Source organism: Bacillus sp. SH7-1, assembly GCF_008042405.1.
Taxonomy (GTDB): Bacteria; Bacillota; Bacilli; order Bacillales; family Bacillaceae_G; genus Bacillus_A; species Bacillus_A thuringiensis_N.
In genome coordinates this window covers 122,130-140,925 of record NZ_QNUD01000030.1, presented here as the reverse complement: position 1 = coordinate 140,925, position 18,796 = coordinate 122,130, and the positions used below count along the sequence as shown (strand labels likewise).

Below are 18,796 nucleotides of genomic sequence, written 5' to 3'. Positions count from 1 at the left end.
TGTTGCCCTTGATGACCGTGGTGGCCTTGATGACCGTGGTGGCCTTGATGATCGTGGTGGCCTTGGTGACCTTGATGAGTTTGATAAAGAACTGCCTGTGGATGTATATGATGGTGTCCGTGGTGATGTACTTGTTGTTGATGATGTCCTTGGTGGTGGTGACCATGATGGCCTTGATGAGTTTGATAAAGAACAGCCTGTGGATGTATATGATGGTGTCCATGGTGATGTACTTGTTGTTGATGCCCTTGGTGGTGGTGACCATGATGACCATGTTGACCTTGATGATGATGGTGTCCATGATGAACGTGGTGGCCTTGATGATGATGATGTCCATGATGACCGTGGTGGCCTTGATGGTGGTGATGTCCATGTTGACCATGAACAACTTGCGGAACCCCCCCTATCCCTCCTGCTACAACACCTACTCCTGGTACCGGAAATCCTGTTTGTACTCCTCCAACGAAAGATGGGAATGTAGTTGGTGCCCCACCCGCTACTCCGCCTACAAATGGCGGGATTCCCGTTTGTACTCCAGCTACCGATGTTGGAGACCCAGATTGCACACCAGCTACTGACGTTGGAAATCCTCCAGGTGCTCCGCCCATCCAGCTCGGAATTCCGCCATATCCTTGTTGACCTGCTCCTCCCATTAACATCATTTGTTCATAACTATCCGATCCACCTCCGAAAAATCCGTGTGGTGCATTATTGTCCATCCCTTTCATTCCTTTCACCTCTTCTTCTCAATTTAGCCTACCTTTTTTATCATATTTCCTATAAAAAAATAGGTGTTTGTCTGTATTGGAATTCCGCTCCTTTTTCTTCATTCATGGTAAAATTAATTAACTGAATATTTTTTCTAGGGGGTATTTCTATTGAAGAACGTAAAAAAAGCTTCTATCAATGATTTAGATTCAATCGTACATATAGATATTGATGTAATCGGAAATGATAGTAGACGAAATTATATTAAGCACACTATTGACGAAGGCAGATGCATCGTTGTAAAAAAAGATAATTCTATTTCCGGTTTTCTAACATACGATACAAATTTCTTTGGTTGTATTTTCCTCTCATTAATCATTGTTTCGCCAGAAAAAAGAAGGCGAGGCTATGCAAGCTCGTTACTCTCATATATGTTAAGTCATTCTCCTACTCAAAAAATATTTTCTTCAACGAACGAATCAAATGAAAGTATGCAAAAAGTTTTTAGTGCGAACGGTTTTATACGTAGTGGCATAATTGAAAATTTAGATGAAGGTGACCCCGAGATTATTTTCTACACAGAAAAGCTCAGAGCATAAACGCTCTGAGCTTTTCTTTTATTCATTAGTTTGCAACAACGTTAACAAGTTTTCCAGGAACAACAATTACTTTACGAACTGTTTTCCCTTCAATTTGGTCTTGAATTGCTTCAAGTGCAAGTTGTTCCATTTCTTCTTTTGATGCATCTTTACTCATTGTTAGTTTTGCGCGAACTTTACCCATAACTTGAACAACGATTTCAACTTCATCTTCTACAAGTTTAGCCTCATCAAATGTTGGCCAGCTTGCATATGTGATTGTTTCATTGTAACCAAGCTTGCTCCATAGCTCTTCCCCAATGTGAGGTGCAACTGGTGCAATCATTTTTACGAAACCTTCTACATATTCTTTCGGAAGTGTTTCAGCTTTGTATGCATCGTTGATGAATACCATCATTTGAGAAATCGCTGTGTTGAAGCGAAGCTCTGCATAGTCTTCTGTTACTTTCTTCACTGTTTGGTGGTAAGCTTTTTCAAGCTCTTTATTTGGTGCATCAGTAATTTTCTCGCTTAATTCACCGTTATCTTGAATGAATAGGCGCCATACGCGGTCTAGGAAACGACGAGCTCCGTCAAGACCATTTTCAGACCAAGCGATTGAAGCATCTAATGGTCCCATGAACATTTCGTATAGACGAAGTGTATCTGCACCATGGCTTGCTACGATATCATCAGGGTTTACAACGTTACCTTTTGATTTACTCATTTTCTCGTTGTTTTCACCTAGAATCATACCTTGGTTGAATAATTGTTGGAATGGCTCTTTCGTTGGAACTACACCGATATCGTATAATACTTTATGCCAGAAACGAGCATATAGTAAGTGAAGTACAGCATGCTCTGCTCCGCCGATATAAATATCAACTGGAAGCCATTGTTTTACTTTTTCAGGATCTACAAGTGCTTCGCTGTTGTTTGGATCGATGTAACGTAGGTAATACCAGCAGCTACCAGCCCATTGTGGCATTGTATTCGTTTCACGACGACCTTTTTTACCAGTCTCAGGATCAACAACATTTACCCACTCGTCAATGTTAGCAAGTGGTGATTCACCTGTACCTGAAGGACGGATATTTTCTGTTTTCGGAAGAACTAATGGTAATTCTTCTTCTTTCACAGCTGTCATTGTGCCATCTTCCCAGTGAATAACTGGAATTGGCTCACCCCAGTAACGTTGACGGCTGAATAACCAGTCACGTAGACGGTACGTTACTTTTTGATTTCCTGCACTCGTTGCTTCAAGCCATTCAATCATTTTTGCGATTGCTTCTTCTTTATTTAATCCATCAAGGAATGCTGAGTTTACGTGAGCACCATCACCTGTGTATGCTTCTTTCGTAATGTCTCCGCCTTTTACAACTTCCTTCATTGGAAGGTTGAACGTTGATGCGAATTCATAGTCACGCTCATCGTGAGCTGGAACTGCCATTACAGCACCTGTTCCGTAAGTTGCAAGAACGTAATCAGCGATCCAGATTGGCAATTTCTCACCATTTACTGGGTTAACTGCGTAAGCACCAGTGAATACACCAGTTTTCTCTTTCGCAAGTTCTGTACGCTCTAAATCACTCTTCATTTTTACAGAATTAATGTAAGCTTCTACAGCTTCTTTTTGCTCAGCAGTTGTAATGTCAGCAACAAGTGCATGTTCTGGAGCAAGTACACAGTAGCTTGCTCCAAATAATGTATCAGGACGCGTTGTGAAAACTGTGAATTTCTCATCTGTACCATCGATGTTGAAGTGTACTTCTGCACCTTCAGAACGACCGATCCAGTTACGTTGCATGTCTTTTAAGCTTTCTGGCCAATCAAGCTCATCTAGATCTTCTAATAGACGATCTCCGTAAGCTGTAATTTTTAACATCCACTGTCTCATCGGACGACGCTCAACTGGATGCCCACCGCGCTCACTCTTACCATCAATGATCTCTTCATTCGCAAGTACTGTACCAAGTGCTGGACACCAGTTTACAGGTACTTCATCAACGTAAGCTAAACCTTTTTCAAATAATTTCAGGAAGATCCATTGTGTCCACTTATAGTAGTTTGGATCTGTTGTATTTACTTCACGGTCCCAATCGTAAGAGAAACCTAATGATTTAATTTGATTACGGAACGTATTAATATTAAGCTCTGTAAATTCAGCTGGGCTGTTTCCAGTATCAAGTGCATATTGCTCTGCTGGAAGACCGAATGCATCCCATCCCATTGGATGAAGAACATTATATCCTTGCATACGCTTCATACGAGATAAAATATCTGTCGCTGTATAACCTTCTGGATGTCCTACGTGTAGGCCTGCACCTGATGGATATGGGAACATATCTAGTGCATAAAATTTTGGTTTTTCTGTCTCATCTGGCGTACGGAATGTTTTATTCTCTTCCCAGTACCCTTGCCACTTCTTCTCAATGTCTTGATGATTAAAGCTCATGAGATACCCTCCTTGAAATTCTATTTATTTTCACCGCCCAAAATACAAAAAACCTCTCATCCCTAGAAAGGGACGAGAGGTTATAGATTCCCGCGGTACCACCCTAAATTAATGTACAAATATACATTCGCTTAGATCCGTAACGTGGATTAACGGCAATTGCTACTACTAGTTTCACAACTGCAACTCAAAGGCGAGTTCATAACGAAACGTGGATTGACTTGCACCGACCGTCAACTCTCTAAACCAGCTTCTATTACTACTACTCCTTCTCACTGTTATTACAAATATGAGTTAAGTGAACTACCCTCCGCCTCGTATCTCTAAAGAGGTTACTTACAGCGTGGCTTCTCGGTTAATCGTTACTCTTAATAACTAACGAATTCGTCTTAGGACAGCCGAGCTATCTCCCTTGTTCAAAAGGTTGTTTTATTTAAATATATTCTAAAACATGTTACATGTTCCGTCAAACTAAACTGCAATTTTTTCTTCAACTGTTTCTTCTACTTTTACTCGTCTATCATAAATGCTCGTTGCTATAAGCGCTACTACAAGCATTACCATGATTACTATAAACAATACTTCCATATTGTATAAATCAACAATTGCTCCGCCAACGACTGGCCCGAACATTTTCCCTACAGTCGCCGCACTATTTACAACACCTTGATAAAACCCTAACTTATCTTTTGGCGCAAGTATATTTGCAATTGTTGGAACTGCTGGCCATACAAATAATTCACCAATTGTTAATGTTACCATCGCAACGAGGAACATCGTAAATTGCTGCGCTTGACTTAATACAATGAATGACGCCGCAAAAATGATGATTCCAATCATAATTTGTTGTTTTAAAGAACGCTTCATCCAGCGAATTAACATACTAACTAGCGGCTGCGCACAAACAATCATCGCTCCGTTTATCGTCCACAATAAACTATAGTGACGAAGACTAATGTTTAATTCTTGCATATGCGTTGCAATCGCCCCTTGCCACTGTACGTATGTAACCCAGCATAAAGCATATGCTACACATACGATAAGAAGTGCTTTGAATCCAGGTGTAAGCGACCAACCTTTTTTCGTTTCGATTTCTTTTTGCACTCCTGGCTCTTTCTTGTCTTCCATACCACGGAATCCAATAAAAGCAATTAAGAAGAAAACAAAGTATAAAATAAAGTTCGCTAAGAAAATATAATCAAAACGATAAGACGCAACTAATCCACCGCACGCTGTTCCGATCGCAATACCAACGTTTTGTCCAACATACATCGCATTAAATGCTCGTCTTCCGCCCTCTGGCCAAACCGTACCAACCATCGCATACATCGATGGGAAGACCATTCCAGAACCAAATCCGATTAACGCTAGCCACACAACGTATAAAGGCCAACCGTGGAAGAACACAAGACCTAAAATCGATACGAGTGTAATGACAATCCCTACTAGAGTTGATTTATAGCCGCCCCATTTATCAAATAAAACACCGCCGAGCAAGTTTCCGATTACACCAGTAAGCGAGTTGATCATTAATACCATTCCGGCCACAGATAAAGATTTTCCTAGGTGATCATGCAAATAAATTGTATTAAAAGGCCATAAAAAAGAAGCACCCGTGACATTAATAATCATCCCAGCTACTAATAGCCATACTTTCCTTGGCATAGTCTCCCCTCCTATTCTATTTTTTTCGTTCATCTATAACAGTAAAATTGTAGTCGTTTTTAAATAGGAAGGCAACTGATTAATAGTTGATGAAATTCAGATAATGGTTTTTCAGTAAATGAAATTATATTGATTGCTTCTTAAAAATATATCGACTTACCAACAAAAATGATAACAGTAGCAATATATAAAAAGAAGAGGCTGCATGAACTTCATGCAGCATCTTCTTTATATAAGAAATATATACTAAGTAGAGGTTGCATGAGCAGCCTCTTCTTTTTATATTATCCAACTTCTTTTTCTCGCTTTGCACGTTCTTTAGCACTCCATTTAAATACCTTATCTAGTAGAGAGTATATTCTCCCAGACTCTTTCGTTAATAACGGTCCTAACGATGCTAATATTAGAACGTACAGTGCAGAGAACGGTTTAATCGCTGCCATTAAGCCACCCGCAATGCCGATATTCGCTACAATAATAGAAAATTCCCCGCGTGATACGAGTGTTAAACCTATATTCGTAGAAGCCTTATGGGATAACCCGGCTTTACGTCCTGCAATCATTCCAGCAGTAAAATTACCGATTAGAGTAATGAAAACTGCTCCTAATGCCAACCACACTGCTCCTCCAAGCGAAAACGGATCTATGCTTAAACCGAAGCTGAAAAAGAATATGGCCCCAAAGAAATCCCGGAATGGAACGACGAGCTTCTCAATTCGATCACTATGCTCTGTTTCAGAAAAGACGAGTCCTAATAATAACGCTCCAATTGCCTCAGCGACATGAATCGTTTCTGAAAATCCTGCTACGAAGAACAAAATAGCGAATACTACGATAATAAAAATTTCATTTGACGAAATATCTAATATTTTATTTAAGAACGGCGTAGCTTTCCTAGCGATTACAAAGAATAGTAGCATATACCCTACTGCGATTAACACCGATGTAAGAGCACCTACAAATGATGTTGCACCACCGAGTACTAAACCTGAAACGACTGATAAATATACAGCTAAAAAAATATCATCAAACATGATGATTCCTAATATTAATTCAGTCTCTTTATTACCAGATCTTCTTAAATCAACAATTACTTTTGCAACAATTGCACTCGATGAAATTGTAATGATTCCAGCAATAATTAACGTCTCTAATAAGGGGAAGCCCATAACATATCCATAAAGCAAACCTAATATGAAATTAAGTGATATGTGGACAGTCCCCCCAAAAGCAATTGATTTTCCTGATTTAATTAATTTTTTTATTGAGAATTCTAAGCCTAAATAGAATAGGAGGAATATGACGCCAACACGGCCGAGGAAGGAAATAACTTCTCCGCTTTCAATAAACCTTAAATCAATAAGTCCTAAGTCGGGGGCGTGAGGCCCCACTAACATACCGAGTATAATGAGAAACGGAATAATCGAGAACTTTAACTTCGCAGCGAGGATAGCTGCAAAAGCTACTAATACTAACGCAGTTCCAACTTCAAAGATTAAAGTATCCATCGATTATGAATCACCTCCTGATGAAAGCAATTCATTAATAATTCTTTTCACTTCATGTCTTTCACCCGATAACACGAGCATATCGCCAGCTTCAATAATAGAGTCTGGACCTGGATTAAAGAATTTCTTCATATTCTTTTTTAAAATAGCAATAATCGTTACGTTATACGTTTTTCTGACATGTAAGCTACCAATTGTTTTTTGTACGACTGGTGCATTATTTTCCACCTTAAACCATTCAATTGATAATCCTTCAAAAGCCATCTCAATTGTGTCTAAAGCCTGCGGTCTATATACCATTCCGCCTAATATAGCTGCAATTTGTCTCGCTTCAGAATCACGAAGAGAAATGCTTGAAATACTTTCATCATGATCTGCATCAAAATGATACATTTCTCTTCGGCCATCATCATGAATAACGATAACCATTTTTTCATTACCTTTTGTAATTACTTCAAACTTACATCCAATGCCCGGTAATTCACTCTCTCGAATATTCATATTTTCCGCCTCCTAAAGTTTTTAGTTACGGCTTTTACAAATCGACATCAATTTCTGTTTTAAATTCTTCATCTTTTGAGATTCCCAAATACTTTAATGTCTCTGAAGGTGTCGCGTGATGAAAATGTTTTTGCAATAGCGCAATCGCTATCCCTCTTTTGTATGCATGAAATCCAAATGTTTTTCTCATTGAGTTCGTTCCGATTTTACCAACAACCCCAACTGCTTCAGCAGCATTATGAATTACACGATACGCTTGTTGACGCGTAATTGAATTTGTCGTTTTATTAGATTGAAATACGTAGTTTTCTCTTTTCACATTAATAGATTGTACGTACTCTAAAAGTGCTTCTTTTACTTTTGTATTTAAATAAATATCTTGTTTAAACTTTTCATCCTTCACAGGAAGAGAATAAAACTCTTTAACAGTTCCATCTTCATTTAATACCTCTTCAAATTTCATGCTAAGCAGCTCAGTAATTTTTAATCCTGTGTTAATTCCAATAACAAATAAAAGATAATCTCGCTGCGAGTGCTCTTTTAAATACTTTTTCATAGCCTCAATTTGGCTTATATCTTTTAATGCCTCTACAACTTCCATACATGTATTCTCCTCATCTTATGAACGGTAATTTTCTCATCATGTTGTCCATTTTACCTTATCATGCTAGGGGATTTCCATGTATTATCCATTATTTTTCAATATACTTTTAGGTCCGAAAATTTTTCGTTTGGAAATTTATAATTATGCAAATACAGTAGGGGTAGGAAAAATAGGGGATACAAGTTCAGCCTCTTTCTACAGATCGGATTCCTCCTTTCATTATCCAGCTGCTTCTACTTTAATGTTATGTTACTTATTTGCATTATATTATACATTTCAGTAACATTAAAGTGTTTTTTCTGAAAATAATAAAAACCGAGCAGTTTCGCTCGGTTTTTATTAATCTTCTTTCGGAAGAACAATTCCTTTATACAATTGAACGGTAATGAAGTAATAAATTGCATAAATAATTACGAAGATAACAATCGGTACCCAAATACGGAAGTACGGATCAAGTAAAATAAATCCGAAAATATTCATACCAACTAATACGTGAGCAATACCTACAATTGCCGGGAATAGGAATACTAAGAATAACTCTTTATAAATCGATTTTGTTAATAATTCACGGCGCACCCCGATTTTACGAAGCATTTGATAACGCGTAATATCTTTTGATGCCCCAGAAAGGATTTTGAACATTAAACAACTTGCCATCATTGCTAAGAAAGCAATTCCAAGGAAGAATCCCATAAACACTGTTCCACTCGCAACGCCGTAGAACATGTCGTAAGATTGATATTTACTGTTCATTCTTTCAGCTGTTACATTTTTATATTTATCTAGCTGCAACTCGTCAAGTTTTTTCCATTCTTTTGTATATGTTAAGAAATCATCTGCTTTTCCGATAAATGCTATACCTTCTTTACCATTTATCCCATCGTACATTTTTTGATCTACAATTTTAATTGCATGATCTTCGTATACATAATACGGATGAATTGTGCCAAAAGCATCTACCCATTCTTCTGGTAGTTCTTTTGCGTTCGCATCTTTTTCATTCATGTCTCTAGAAACTGCACCTACTGGTAGTTCCTGTGAAGCCTTCTTCGTATTCACTAAATCCTTCATCGACTTCATATTTGTCATATCTTTTACTAAAGGACGATTTTTCTCTAAATCCTCTTTTACATAATAAACGTATTTATCATCAACTTTGTAACGATATTCGCTTTTCTCTTTAAATGTAATACCGTCTAAAATTTTCTTTTCTTCAGCTGTTGGATTATGAACTACTGAATCATAGATGATTAAACCATCAATCATTTTTATAACGTTATTTTTAAACGCCATACCACCTGAAATTGCACCAGCTCCAAGAGCAACTAACATCGCTACTGTCGCAAGCACCTTTGTTAAGCTATTAATACGGAAGTTTAATTGTGCAAATGTAAAAGCGTTAAGTCCTTTTTCACTACGCTTTTTATTACTTTTTAGCTTTTTAATAATAACTGGAAGAAGTGATCCAAATAGCATGTAAGTACCAGCTGTTGTTGTAATTAATGCAATAAGGATTCCCATTTCTCTTAGTTTTTCCATGTAAATCATTGATGCATAGCCCATTCCTAATAAAATTACCGCAAGGAATGCGACTAAACCTGTCATTTTTCCTTTTACCGCAACACGTTCTGTTTGTGCATCTGCATGTACAAGTTGCAGTACAGAAATACGTGATAACTTAATACTATTCATAATTGCTGACAATACAAATAGTGCAAAGAAGAAGATACAAGTAACAGTCATAGATGGCAGATAAAATGCTTTATAACCTTCACCTGCAAATTCTAATTGTTTCATTAATAACTGACCGATACCTTCTGCAAGTCCTACACCAACTGTAATACCAATCGCAAGAGATGCAGCACCTAATACAATTGTTTCGATAAACATAAGTAATGTAACTTTATGCTTTTTTGCTCCTAACATCATATACATACCAAACTCTTTTTGACGAAGAGATAATAAGAAAGAGTTCGCATATAAAATATAGAAGAACGTTATAATGGCTAGTAAAAATGAACCTGCTTGGAATACGAATCCAATTGATTTAATCACTGAATTAGATTCAAGAAATGATTCATTTAGTGCTAACGTTTGAAACATATAAAAAATTGAAATCGACATGACAAGACCAACAAGTAAGACGATGTAATCTTTTAGCTTACTCTTTAGCCCTGACATGGAAAGTTTGAATAACATGCTCTATACCTCCTTTCTTACGCTTTTTGTGTACCTAAATCTGCAAGCACATCTAAAATTTCTTTATAAAACTCTTCACGCGTACCACCGCGGTGAATTTCTTTATATAGCTCACCATCTTGAATGAATAAAATACGCTGACAGTAACTCGCACTGTAAGGATCATGTGTAACCATCATAATAGATACGCCTTGCTCTTTATTTAAATTTGTCATCGCATCAAGTAAACTTGCCGCATTTTTAGAATCAAGCGCTCCTGTTGGCTCGTCCCCTAAAATAATTGCAGGTTCATGCACTAATGCACGCGCTGCTGCTGAACGTTGCTTTTGTCCACCGGATACTTCAGATGGGTACTTTTGAAGAATAGCTGAAATGCCTAACATATCTGCTACCTTTTCTACTTTCGATCCAATATTTCGTGACGAGACACCTTGAAGAGAAAGTGGAAGTGCAATGTTTTCGTAAATAGATAAGTTCTCTAATAAGTTAAAGTCTTGGAAGATGAATCCTAATTTTTGCGAACGGAAATCAGAAAGCTCACCTTGCTTCATTTTCGTAATATCCGTACCCGCAATTTCAACAACGCCGCCTGTTGCTTTATCAAGCGTTGAAATTACATTTAATAATGTCGTTTTACCAGAACCAGATGGCCCCATAATCCCAACAAACTCACCCTCTTGAATTGAGAATGATACACCTTTTAACGCATGTGATTGGTTCTCACCTTTTTTACCGTACACTTTTTGAACGTTTTTCACGTCTACAACTGGTTTCGTCATATATATCCTCCTACGCTTGTTTTTCCATTCCCTATTTTGCGCTTTTTAGAGCTGAACTGCTATTTGTTAACATTACATTTACCTTACACTTTTGTAATATAAAAAGATGAGTTTGTAAGGTTCATTGGGAAACGAAATTTTATTAACGATTCGACAATTCATATCGACTGACCGAAAAAGATAACAATATAAAATAGGCTGTTCCACAAAAGGAACAGCCCACTTCTCTCTTTATTTCTTTAAAGGTGTTACCGTCCAATACGTAATAACACGCCAAATCCATTCTAGTGGACCCATTTTAAAGTTTTTCATCCAAATCACACTAAACACAATTTGAATTGCATAAATTGCAATACATACATATAACGTCTGCATGTAAGTTAAATTTCCTGCAAAGTTAAATACACTTCCTGCGATTAAAATCATTGCAGTTTGTCCAATATAATTTGTTAAAGCCATACGACCGTAATATTTCAGTGGCGCTAATACTGTTTGAACTGGTTTTAATTGAAGTAATAAAATTAATGCTCCCACATAGAAAGCTGAAATAATCGGTCCCACTGTAACACCAATTTTTAAAAATTGGCCTGCAGCATCCATTGTTCCGTCTTCATTCATTAGTATCATATTTACAAATGGATCAGCAGGCACGTGTCCGTATTGATACCATACAGCTACGACACTTAAAACAAACATAATACCTGTAAAAATAGCGACTTTCTTTATATTTTGAGCAAGATTTTCAAATACACGATATTGTCCTGCAGCCAGCCCTAATAAAATTAAGCCGAGTGGTAATAGTTCTTTAACACCCATTATGCTAAAGGAAATTGTTAAAATAAGGCCTATAACTAGGTTCACTTCTTTTTTCGCTTTATAAAACGGTAAGACGATTAACCCGCAAATTGCATATAACGTTAATGCTTCTCCAGGTTGAAACATGTAATGAATCAAACCGAAAATAAATAGTGCAACTAAGCGGCGTAGAAATAGAATGTATCCATTTTTCCCTTTTGCAATTGCTCTAGAGATAAAGATATAGAATCCCACTCCAAATAAGAATGAGAAGATTGAGAAGAAACGACCTTCTACAAATAAGTATAAAAACCTTTGATAGCTAGCATCTACTGTATTAGGATCTGGAATTTTAATGTTAAGTAGTGCAAGAATATTTACTAAAATAATCCCCAGTAATGCGAAGCCACGAATGTAATCTAACTCATCAATTCGTTTGTTTGTAATAGTGTTCCCCATAAAGCAACTCCTTGTATAAAATTTAATCCTTCCTTACTCTACTGGAGAAAACGGCTCGCAACTATCGACAAACCTTACAGAAATCTTACATTATTGTCATATAGCAAAATAAAACCAGGTCATATTGCGACCTGGTCTACTCTGATTGTTTCGATCTTTGAGGTTGTCCTTTTTTACTGTTACGCTGTTTCACTTGAACTACTGGATCAAGCTCATTGGAAAACTCAGCGTTATGTCCATTTTGCGTTTTTTGCTCTGGGTTATTTTGTTCTGAACGTTTCGCCATTACATTCACTCCTTATTAGTGCGGTGTAATAATCATTTGATGTTGCAACTGGCGAATTGCCATACGCGCTCTATTTAACTGCTCACGTTGCTCATCATTTGCATGTTGTTGCATCGTTTGTAAATCGTTATATGCTTGTTCTAATTGTAATTGCGCATCCGAATACTCCATCGTATTGTAATGCTCTTGTCTCATACCAAGATCTAATTGTTCTTTCGCATATTCCACCGCTTGTTCCGCTTGTGTAATATACGATTCAAGTGATTGACGCTCTGCCATAATTGTCCCTCCTTGCTTCAATTCCCCTTTAGTGTGTCCCTTCCATATGAACCTTATGAGTATGTTATAATGGATTTTGTTTCATTTTGACTCGGCTTAGGAGGGAAAGTAATGAAGGTTCAAAACCCTTTTCCATATACAAACGACAATAAACGTTATCATACATGGAATTACCATTTACGAAATGAATTTGGTGAAAAAATCTTTAAAGTTTCATTAGATGCTGGCTTCGATTGTCCGAACCGTGACGGTACAGTTGCTTATGGCGGTTGTACATTTTGCAGTGCTGCTGGATCTGGTGACTTCGCTGGCGATCGCCGCGATGATGTTATAACGCAATATCATGAAATGAAAGAAAAAATGCGCTCAAAGTGGAAAGATGGAAAATGTATCGCTTATTTTCAGGCTTATACAAATACACATGCACCACTTGAAGTGTTAAAGGAAAAATTCGAACCGCTTCTAGCAGAAAAAGACGTTGTCGGTCTTTCTATTGCGACTCGTCCAGATTGTTTACCAGACGATGTCGTTGAATATTTAGCGGACTTAAATAAACGCACGTACCTTTGGGTTGAGCTCGGACTACAAACTGTTCATGAACGAACTGCAAATCTTATTAATCGTGCTCACGATTATCCTTCTTACGTTGAAGGCGTAAATAAATTACGTAAACATGGCATTAGAGTTTGCTCTCATATTATTAACGGTCTTCCTCTTGAAGATTACGACATGATGATGGAAACAGCTCGTGAAGTAGCGAAACTTGACGTACAAGGAATTAAAATCCACTTACTTCACTTATTAAAAGGAACGCCAATGGTGAAGCAATATGAAAAAGGACAATTAGAATTCCTTTCTCTTGGAGATTACGTAAGTCTCGTTGTTGACCAACTTGAAATGATTCCAGAAGACGTAATTGTGCACCGCATCACAGGTGACGGTCCACCTGATTTAATGATTGGTCCAATGTGGAGCTTAAATAAATGGGAAGTATTAAATTCCATCGATGCAGAATTTGTACGCCGCGGAAGCTGGCAAGGAAAATATGCAAATGAGGAGAAACAAAAATGAAATTAGAACGTGTATTACCGTTTGCTCGCTCGCTTCTGCAAACGGCAGTAAAAGAAGGCGATTACGCTGTAGATGCAACTTTAGGAAACGGTCATGACACTTGCTTCCTAGCTGAAATCGTTGGTCATAACGGAAAAGTATTTGGATTTGATATTCAAAAAGAGGCAATTGAAAGCTCTACAACTCGTCTAAAAGAAAAAGAACTTTTCGAACGTACTGTTTTAGTTCACGATAGTCACGATACACTTCTATCCGTATTACCAGAAGATGCAAAAGGAAAAGTAACAGGCGCAATTTTTAACTTAGGTTACCTTCCTGGCGGAGACAAGCATATCGTTACAAAACCGAACTCAACAATTTCAGCAATCGAACAATTATTAGAAGTAATGGCACCTGAAGGTATCATCGTCCTTGTTATTTACCACGGACATCCAGAAGGACAAGTAGAACGTGACGCTGTTCTCAAATTTGCCGAAGAACTAGACCAAAAACAGGCACACGTACTACGATACGGCTTCATTAACCAGCAAAATAATCCGCCATTTATCGTGGCGATTGAGAAACGATAATATATCAACGATTCGACACAATATATCGACTTATCGACAAAAGATAACAAAAAAAGACGTGCACTCACTGCACGTCTTTTTGTTATTCTCCTATATAATGGATATATACACTATTTAAAGAAAGAAGGATAGAACTTTGCTAGTAGAACTACGGGGAATCCAAAAGAAGTATGGCAAATCACTTATACTAGACAACATTGATTTATCCATTCCAGAAGGAGAAGCACTCGCTATTATTGGCGGGAACGGGACTGGAAAAAGTACTCTACTCAAAATAATTGCAGGTTTTATTTCACCTACGGCAGGGGCACTTCAAAGAAAAGAACATATACAAATTGGCTATGTACCTGAACATTTCCCTGAAGGGATTCGTTTTACATTAGAGGATTATCTATATCATCTCGGCCACATTCACGGTTTATCAAAAAAATATTTAAAAGATAAAATTCCGATGCTCCTTGAATCTTTTCATTTACTTCATGCAAGGCATTCCGTTGTACGAAACTTTTCAAAAGGTATGAAACAAAAAACAGGCATTATGCAAGCATTACTTACGGACGTACATTTGTTAATTTTAGACGAACCGCTTTCTGGGCTCGATCCTAACTCCCAGCAAGAATTAGAACATATTTTACTATCATTAAAACAACAAGGTATATCTATACTCTTCACATGTCATGAAAAACAACTATTAGAAAACTTCGCCGATAGAATTATGACGTTAGCAAATCATACAATTGCAGAAAATACCTCTGTACAAAAAGTAGCAGAACAGGTCTATATTGAGGCAATCGTTCACGACACATTTTCAGCAATAGAACTACAGAAACAGTTAGGGTTTATACACGTTGCACACAATGCAAATCAAAACCTTATTCAATTACAGATCGAAAAAGAATATACAAATGACATACTTCAGTTTTTATTACATAAAAAAGCATCTATCACACTGCTACAACCTAACTTTTAAATCGAAAGAAGGTTCATTATGTTCGCGCTTATTCGTTACCATTTTCTCGACTATACAAAATCGTATAAGTATGTCCCTCCTATTGCGATGTACTTTGTGAGCTTACTTTTTGTATATACATATAAACCGACTCCTATTGTACCGACATATTTAGAAACAGCACTTGCACTTTATTTATTATCTGCCTGGATTACACTCACAATTTTTCATACTGAAGACCCTGTACAAGAGCAAATCACTATTTCTCACACAAATAATATTTCCACACTATATGTTGGTAAATATATTACGGCTCTTCTCATTTGTTCTGTGTTATCTTTTATATCCGTAATCTATCCCATTATTTTGCAAATGTTTAATGAAAAAATGACAGTTTCTTTATTTCTAGTCGGATTTCTCGCTCACATGTCTTTCTCTATACTAGGAATTTCAATCGCAACATTATTTACAAGAAATATAATTCAAAAAGCAAGCACTGCTTGGCTTAGCCTTACATTCATATTGCTTATAACGATCGCATCTATCCGATTTAAAAAAGAATTACTATGGTTTTTCCCCCCTGTCGAAAGCTTTCTAATGCTTGGACAATACAAATATAATATACTGACTCATACGCTATGGCTCACAGCTTGGGCTATCATATATTCATTTTTATTATTTACCTTATTTCTTTTTATCGTTCGCAAAAAACGTTTTTAATTACATATTAAAGGAGACGAAACAATGATCGGAATACTAGCAGGAATGGGGCCAAAATCAACTGGACCATTCGTCGATACAGTTGTAGCAAGGTGCCAAACAATATACGGAGCAAAGCATGATATGGACTTTCCTCATATGATGATTTACTCGTGCCCAACACCGTTTTACATGGATCGCCCTATTGATCGCGAGGCGATGAAAAAAGCGATTATTGAAGGAGCACAAAAACTCGAGAGTACTGGTGTAGAATTTATCGCTATGCCTTGCAATACAGCGCATCTTTATTTTGAAGAATTACAGCGTTCTCTTTCTATTCCGATTTTAAATATAGTCGATGAAACGTTACAAGCAATTCCTGAAAATACAAAAAGAGTCGCTCTTCTTGCAACGGAAGCAACTGTTCAAGCTGGGATTTACCAAGACGGGATTGTAAAACGTAATATAAAGTATATTCATCATGAAAAATGGCAAGAAATGATTAATCAAATTATTTCTTGTATTAAAGGTGGAGAAATTGAAAAAGCTCGCAAATTATGGGATGCGCTCGTTTTACAATTGAAAGATGAAGTTGATACCGCCATTATTGCATGTACCGATTTGAACGTGGTCGCGAGTGAGGATTTTGTTGATTCCTCTCAATGTCTTGCGAAAGCGGTTGTTAGGATGTATGTAGAAACTATAAGGGGATCCCAATAAATATACCTTTTGAAATGGGATACACATTTGACGAAAACCTTAGAGAAAAACCTATATCCCTTGCTGAAATGAAGCAAGGGATTGTATTTTTGAAAGAGCATTTACATGAAAGTTCGTTATACGGAAAAAACTCCGGATTAATCGGTGTTTATGAACGAATCGCCGGCAACCTTTCTGACAGTGAGTATTACTTACAGAAGGCCATTGAATATTACACACAAACAGACAACATCCAAGGGCTTTTTATTAACAAACTTCGCCTCGCACATACATATCATTGGAAAGGAAAATTTCCTGCTGCAAATACAATCTTTATCGAACTTCTACAAACACTACCAGACTTACCCGCTTATGAAGATTTTTTCTACCAACATTACGGAAAAAGTAAATTAGATGAGGGTGACTTCCAAACCGCCCTTACTTGTTTTCAAAAAGCGCTTCAAATTAGGCTACAAAAAGGAAATGAAGAGCTAATTCATTCAACTAAGTTTTGCATTACTTATTGTATGTCTCGCCGATAAAAATCCTTAAAAAACTTTTAACTTTCTTCACAATTCTTTCAAAGTATCCACACTTAATCTCGCTATATTAAATAAGTAGTTATTCATATAGGGAAGGTTAGGGGAACAGAGAGTATGAAAGTAAATCGTTCGCTTCATTACATTTTTTGGCGTTGGCATTTTTATGCTGGGCTTTTTATTACGCCGCTTCTTATTACATTGTCACTGAGCGGAATTGGGTATTTATTTCGGGAGGAAGTTGAAGATTTCATCTATAAAGATTTATATTTTGGGAAGAGTGCTCAAACAGAATCTATTTCGATGGCTGATTCTATTTCCTTAACAGAGAAAAAATATCCACATTATAGTGTGGCGAAGATTAGTGAGTTTAGTGGGGATTATAATACGAGACTTACGATTGCAAATGAGTATACTGGGCAACAAAAATATGTGTATTTAGATAGTAATAATCAAATTGTTGGGGATCAAAATGCAAGTGAAACGTTTGCCAATATCATGCGGGAATTACATAGTTCTCTTTTAGTTGGTGGCACTGTCGTCAACTATACTGTAGAACTTGCGGCATGCTGGACTATCTTTTTAATTGTAACTGGGTTGTATATGAGTATCCGCCAACTCAAAAACACACCGGCATCCAATAAGCGAGAAAAAGCAAAACGACGTCATTCTATTATCGGTATTATATTTACAATTCCTCTCGTTCTGCTAGTCGCATCTGGATTGCCATGGTCAGGATTTATGGGGAACCAAATTTATAAAATTGCATCTTCCAATGAATCACTCGGATATCCGAAATTGTATATGGCACCGCCTGAATCAAAGGTAAAAGAATTGCCGTGGGCAACTAGAAAAGAAGCTCCTCCTGAATCAAATTCAAACGAACCGAAAACAATTTCTGTCGATGAATTGCAAAAAGGAATCGAAATAAAAAAGCCATATGTTATTTCACTACCAGCTGATCCGAAAGGTGCATTCACCGTTTCGAAATCGAGCGGTTCCGGTATTACAGGTATGCATGTTGCACCAAATGAAGAAATAACAGCTTACTTTGATCAATATAGCGGAGAACTCATTTCCAAAACGGACTATCGTGATTATGGCTTATTTGCGCAATGGTTCACTTACGGTATCCCACTTCATGAAGGTCATTTATTCGGGTGGCCAAATAAAATATTATGCTTACTAACGACATTATCTTTATTACTTCTCATTTATTACGGAATAAAAATGTGGTTAGCAAGAAAACCAAAAGGGAAATTAGCAGCACCGCCAAAGCAAAGAGATAAGAAAAGCGTACTCGTTTTCTTTATCATGATGGTTATACTAGGTGCTGTCATGCCTTTATTTGGACTGTCTGTTTTAGTTATTTTTGCGATTGAACTTCTTATATATGTATTTTCAAAAATACGATCATAATGAAAAGAAAACCACTCTACATGAGTGGTTTTCTT

Annotated in this window: 19 protein-coding genes and 1 other annotated feature; of the genes, 8 read left to right on the top strand and 11 right to left on the bottom strand. The window is 37.1% G+C overall.

The window, feature by feature from the left end; translation table 11 throughout:
- On the bottom strand, nucleotides 1–728 hold a 728-nt coding region (locus DN390_RS22590), incomplete at its 3' end, for a hypothetical protein (protein ID WP_147808501.1).
- A 150-nt stretch (nucleotides 729–878) separates the two neighbouring features.
- Here DN390_RS22590 and DN390_RS22585 point away from each other — a divergent pair.
- Entirely contained in the window at nucleotides 879–1,307 is a 429-nt protein-coding gene (locus DN390_RS22585) for a GNAT family N-acetyltransferase (RefSeq protein ID WP_147808500.1), read from the top strand.
- Between the two features lie 25 nt (nucleotides 1,308–1,332).
- Here the strand turns inward: DN390_RS22585 and leuS are convergent, their stop codons facing one another.
- The 10 genes from leuS to DN390_RS22530 all read right to left on the bottom strand — a co-directional run bounded on the left by leuS (nucleotide 1,333) and on the right by DN390_RS22530 (nucleotide 12,816).
- Nucleotides 1,333–3,741: a leucine--tRNA ligase gene (gene leuS, locus DN390_RS22580; protein ID WP_147808499.1), complete on the bottom strand. Its 2,409-nt coding sequence runs from the start codon at nucleotides 3,739–3,741 to the stop codon at nucleotides 1,333–1,335.
- A gap of 65 nt (nucleotides 3,742–3,806) precedes the next feature.
- Nucleotides 3,807–4,026: a binding site (T-box leader), on the bottom strand.
- A gap of 186 nt (nucleotides 4,027–4,212) precedes the next feature.
- Nucleotides 4,213–5,406, bottom strand: coding sequence for an MDR family MFS transporter (locus tag DN390_RS22575; protein WP_097950391.1), 1,194 nt, complete (start codon nucleotides 5,404–5,406; stop codon nucleotides 4,213–4,215).
- Between the two features lie 284 nt (nucleotides 5,407–5,690).
- Nucleotides 5,691–6,914 (bottom strand): cation:proton antiporter, encoded by a 1,224-nt coding sequence (locus tag DN390_RS22570; RefSeq protein ID WP_147808498.1) that lies wholly within the window; start codon nucleotides 6,912–6,914, stop codon nucleotides 5,691–5,693.
- A 3-nt stretch (nucleotides 6,915–6,917) separates the two neighbouring features.
- Nucleotides 6,918–7,415, bottom strand: coding sequence for a cation:proton antiporter regulatory subunit (locus DN390_RS22565; protein WP_060632618.1), 498 nt, complete (start codon nucleotides 7,413–7,415; stop codon nucleotides 6,918–6,920).
- 34 nt (nucleotides 7,416–7,449) lie between these two features.
- Nucleotides 7,450–8,016 carry a tyrosine-type recombinase/integrase gene (locus tag DN390_RS22560; protein WP_000454223.1) on the bottom strand — a complete coding sequence of 189 codons (567 nt, stop codon included), beginning with the start codon at nucleotides 8,014–8,016 and terminating at the stop codon, nucleotides 7,450–7,452.
- A gap of 342 nt (nucleotides 8,017–8,358) precedes the next feature.
- The gene (locus DN390_RS22550; RefSeq protein ID WP_147808497.1) at nucleotides 8,359–10,218 is read right to left on the bottom strand and encodes an FtsX-like permease family protein; all 1,860 of its coding nucleotides are present in this window, start codon (nucleotides 10,216–10,218) and stop codon (nucleotides 8,359–8,361) included.
- 17 nt (nucleotides 10,219–10,235) lie between these two features.
- Nucleotides 10,236–10,997, bottom strand: a complete 762-nt coding sequence (locus DN390_RS22545; RefSeq protein WP_147808496.1) for an ABC transporter ATP-binding protein — start codon at nucleotides 10,995–10,997, stop codon at nucleotides 10,236–10,238.
- 231 nt (nucleotides 10,998–11,228) lie between these two features.
- Entirely contained in the window at nucleotides 11,229–12,251 is a 1,023-nt protein-coding gene (locus tag DN390_RS22540; RefSeq protein ID WP_147808495.1) for a DUF418 domain-containing protein, read from the bottom strand.
- A gap of 136 nt (nucleotides 12,252–12,387) precedes the next feature.
- Entirely contained in the window at nucleotides 12,388–12,537 is a 150-nt protein-coding gene (locus tag DN390_RS22535) for a glycogen biosynthesis protein GlgD (RefSeq protein ID WP_147808494.1), read from the bottom strand.
- A gap of 15 nt (nucleotides 12,538–12,552) precedes the next feature.
- On the bottom strand, nucleotides 12,553–12,816 hold the full coding sequence (locus DN390_RS22530; RefSeq protein WP_000840865.1) for a YtzC family protein: 264 nt from the start codon (nucleotides 12,814–12,816) through the stop codon (nucleotides 12,553–12,555).
- Nucleotides 12,817–12,927: 111 nt separating this feature from the next.
- Between DN390_RS22530 and mnmL the strand changes: the two genes are divergently transcribed.
- The 7 genes from mnmL (at nucleotide 12,928) to DN390_RS22495 (ending at nucleotide 18,761) form a co-directional block, all read left to right on the top strand.
- Entirely contained in the window at nucleotides 12,928–13,887 is a 960-nt protein-coding gene (gene mnmL / locus DN390_RS22525) for a tRNA modification radical SAM protein MnmL/YtqA (protein WP_147808493.1), read from the top strand.
- On the top strand, nucleotides 13,884–14,456 hold the full coding sequence (gene mnmM, locus DN390_RS22520) for a tRNA 5-(aminomethyl)-2-thiouridylate-methyltransferase MnmM (RefSeq protein ID WP_147808492.1): 573 nt from the start codon (nucleotides 13,884–13,886) through the stop codon (nucleotides 14,454–14,456). The genes mnmL and mnmM overlap by 4 nt, the downstream gene beginning before the upstream one ends.
- 136 nt (nucleotides 14,457–14,592) lie before the next feature.
- On the top strand, nucleotides 14,593–15,426 hold the full coding sequence (locus DN390_RS22515) for an ABC transporter ATP-binding protein (RefSeq protein ID WP_147808491.1): 834 nt from the start codon (nucleotides 14,593–14,595) through the stop codon (nucleotides 15,424–15,426).
- Between the two features lie 18 nt (nucleotides 15,427–15,444).
- The gene (locus DN390_RS22510; protein WP_147808490.1) at nucleotides 15,445–16,125 is read left to right on the top strand and encodes an ABC transporter permease; all 681 of its coding nucleotides are present in this window, start codon (nucleotides 15,445–15,447) and stop codon (nucleotides 16,123–16,125) included.
- A 24-nt stretch (nucleotides 16,126–16,149) separates the two neighbouring features.
- Nucleotides 16,150–16,824, top strand: a complete 675-nt coding sequence (locus tag DN390_RS22505; RefSeq protein WP_147808489.1) for an aspartate/glutamate racemase family protein — start codon at nucleotides 16,150–16,152, stop codon at nucleotides 16,822–16,824.
- 14 nt (nucleotides 16,825–16,838) lie between these two features.
- Nucleotides 16,839–17,345, top strand: a complete 507-nt coding sequence (locus tag DN390_RS22500; protein WP_179955772.1) for a tetratricopeptide repeat protein — start codon at nucleotides 16,839–16,841, stop codon at nucleotides 17,343–17,345.
- 114 nt (nucleotides 17,346–17,459) lie between these two features.
- Entirely contained in the window at nucleotides 17,460–18,761 is a 1,302-nt protein-coding gene (locus DN390_RS22495; RefSeq protein WP_147808487.1) for a PepSY-associated TM helix domain-containing protein, read from the top strand.
- The last annotated feature ends 35 nt before the right edge of the window (nucleotides 18,762–18,796 follow it).